Raw genomic sequence first — 3382 nt, forward strand, 5'->3', positions numbered from 1 at the left:
ACGGTACCGTCAGAGATCGATTCCAGGTGGCTGGTTTCGTTCAGCTGCGCCGCACCACCGATGTGGAAGGTACGCATGGTCAGCTGCGTGCCCGGCTCACCGATCGACTGCGCGGCGATAACGCCGACCGCCTCACCGATGTTCACCGGCGTACCGCGAGCGAGGTCACGCCCGTAGCACTTGCCGCAGACGCCCATCGTCGCTTCGCAGACCAGCGGCGAACGAATGCGCGCGGCCTGCAGGCCGGTCGCCTCGATCTTGGCCACCGCCGCTTCGTCGAGCAACTGCCCGTGCTTGGCGACGACGTTGCCGGCCTTGTCGACGATGTCCTGCGCCAGGGTACGGCCCAGGATACGCTCCCCCAGCGAAGCGATGGTCGAACCGCCCTGCACGATCGAGCGCATTTCCAGCGCCCGCTCGGTACCGCAATCGTCGACGACGACCACGCAGTCCTGCGACACGTCGACCAGACGGCGGGTCAGGTAGCCCGAGTTCGCCGTCTTGAGCGCCGTATCCGCCAGGCCCTTGCGAGCGCCGTGGGTCGAGTTGAAGTATTCAAGAACGGTCAGGCCTTCCTTGAAGTTCGAGATGATCGGCGTCTCGATGATCTCGCCCGAAGGCTTGGCCATCAGGCCGCGCATACCCGCCAGCTGCTTCATCTGCGCTGGCGAACCACGCGCGCCGGAGTGGCTCATCATGTAGATCGAGTTGATCTGCTTCTGACGGCCGGTTTCCGGATCGATCGGCATCGCGCGGATTTCGTCCATCATGGCGTTCGCCACCTGGTCACCGCAACGGCTCCAGGCGTCGATCACCTTGTTGTACTTCTCCTGCTGAGTGATCAGGCCGTCCTGGTACTGCTGCTCGTAGTCCGCGACCAGTTCCTTGGTCTCGGCCACCAGCGCCACCTTGCTGTCCGGGATGATCATGTCGTCCTTGCCGAACGAGATGCCCGCCTTGAACGCGTTGCGGAAGCCCAGCGACATGATCGCGTCGGCGAACAGCACCGTGTCTTTCTGGCCGGTGTGACGATAGACCTGATCGATCACGTCACCCAGTTCCTTCTTGGTGAGAAGGCGGTTGACGACGTCGAAGGGAACCGTGTGGCTCTTGGGCAGGCATTCGCCGATGAGCATGCGGCCCGGCGTGGTCTCGACGCGGAGCATGTACTCTTTGCCGGCCTCGTCGGTCTGCGGGATCCGGGTGTGGATCTTGGAGTGCAGCGTCACCGCGCCGACATGCAGCGCCTGATGAACCTCGGCGATGTCGGACAGCATCATGCCCTCGCCCGGCTCGCCTTCGCGGTCCATCGAAAGATAATACAGACCCAGCACCATGTCCTGCGACGGCACGATGATCGGCTTGCCGTTCGCGGGGGAGAGGATGTTGTTGGTCGACATCATCAGCACGCGTGCTTCCAGCTGGGCTTCCAGCGAAAGCGGCACGTGGACGGCCATCTGGTCACCGTCGAAGTCGGCGTTGAAGGCCGAGCAGACCAGCGGATGCAGCTGGATCGCCTTGCCTTCGATCAGCACGGGCTCGAACGCCTGGATGCCCAGACGGTGCAGCGTGGGCGCGCGGTTCAGCATGACCGGGTGCTCGCGGATCACCTCGTCCAGGATGTCCCAGACTTCCTTGCGCTCCTTCTCGACCCACTTCTTGGCCTGCTTCAGGGTCATGGACAGACCCTTGGCATCCAGGCGGGCGTAGATGAACGGCTTGAACAGTTCGAGCGCCATCTTCTTGGGCAGGCCGCACTGGTGCAGCTTCAGCTCAGGCCCGGTCACGATGACCGAACGGCCCGAATAGTCGACGCGCTTGCCCAGAAGGTTCTGGCGGAAGCGGCCCTGCTTGCCCTTAAGCATGTCGGACAGCGACTTGAGCGGACGCTTGTTCGCGCCGGTGATCACGCGGCCGCGGCGGCCGTTGTCGAACAGCGCGTCGACCGCTTCTTGCAACATGCGCTTTTCGTTGCGCACGATGATGTCAGGCGCGCGCAGTTCGATCAGGCGCTTGAGGCGGTTGTTGCGGTTGATGACGCGACGATAGAGGTCGTTGAGGTCAGAGGTCGCGAAGCGGCCGCCGTCCAGCGGCACCAGCGGGCGCAGCTCGGGCGGGATGACCGGTACGACGTCCAGGATCATCCACTCGGGCTTGTTGCCCGAATCGATGAACGATTCCACGACCTTGAGGCGCTTGATGATCTTCTTGGGCTTGAGCTCGGACTTGGTGGTCCGCAGCTCTTCCAGAAGATCGTCACGCTCCTGCTCAAGATCGAGGCTCATGAGCATCATCTTGACCGCTTCGGCGCCGATGCCGGCCGAGAATGCGTCCTCGCCATACTCGTCCTGCGCGTCCAGCATCTCGTCTTCGGTGAGCAGCTGGAACTTCTCGAGCGGGGTCAGGCCCGGCTCGATCACCAGGTAGCTTTCGAAGTACAGCACGCGCTCCAGCTGCTTGAGCTGCATGTCGAGCAGCAGGCCGATGCGCGACGGCAACGACTTCAGGAACCAGATGTGCGCGACCGGCGCGGCCAGCTCGATGTGGCCCATGCGCTCGCGGCGCACCTTGGTCACGGTCACTTCGACGCCGCACTTCTCGCAGACGACGCCCTTGTACTTCATGCGCTTGTACTTGCCGCACAGGCACTCGTAGTCCTTCACGGGACCGAAGATGCGCGCGCAGAACAGGCCGTCACGCTCGGGCTTGAACGTGCGGTAGTTGATGGTTTCCGGCTTCTTGATCTCACCGAAGGACCAGGAGCGGATACGCTCGGGCGAGGCGAGGCCGATCTGGATCTGATCGAAGGTCTCGGGCTTCGCAATCTGGTTCGTGAACTTGGTCAGGTCGTTCATATTTCGCTCCAGTTCCCCTCCCGCTGGCGGGAGGGGCTAGGGGAGGGCCTGTTTTCTCTTTTCCGAGTGGAGAGTCCGGCCAAACAGGCCCTCCCCCGGCCCCTCCCCAAGCCTCAAAGAGTAAGGCCTGGGAGGGGAGATTTCAGACGCCCGCGCCTTGCGGCGGGGCGGTATTCCTATTCAGCCGCCAACCGGCCGTTGTTGATCGCCTCGTCGTCGGCCTCATCGTGATCGATGACCGAGTTCAACTCGACGTTCAGGCCCAGCGAGCGCATTTCCTTGACGAGCACGTTGAAGCTCTCCGGAATGCCGGCCTCGAAGGTGTCGTCACCCTTGACGATCGCTTCGTAGACCTTGGTGCGGCCGACCACGTCGTCGGACTTCACCGTCAGCATTTCCTGCAAGGTGTAGGCGGCGCCGTAAGCCTGCAAGGCCCAGACCTCCATCTCACCAAAGCGCTGGCCACCGAACTGCGCCTTACCGCCCAGCGGCTGCTGGGTGACGAGCGAGTACGGCCCGATCGAACG

Annotated in this window: 2 protein-coding genes; both read right to left on the reverse strand. The window is 63.2% G+C overall.

The genetic code is table 11. From position 1 onward, the window contains the following. Nucleotides 1-2855: DNA-directed RNA polymerase subunit beta' (gene rpoC, locus ACHWRX_RS00870; protein ID WP_394657747.1), on the reverse strand; the 2855-nt coding region annotated here is incomplete at its 3' end. 176 nt (nt 2856-3031) lie between these two features. Beyond that, the coding region (locus ACHWRX_RS00875; protein ID WP_394657748.1) for a hypothetical protein at nt 3032-3382 on the reverse strand (351 nt) is incomplete at its 5' end.

This window comes from uncultured Novosphingobium sp. (assembly GCF_964277725.1).
Lineage (GTDB): Bacteria > Pseudomonadota > Alphaproteobacteria > Sphingomonadales > Sphingomonadaceae > Novosphingobium > Novosphingobium fluoreni.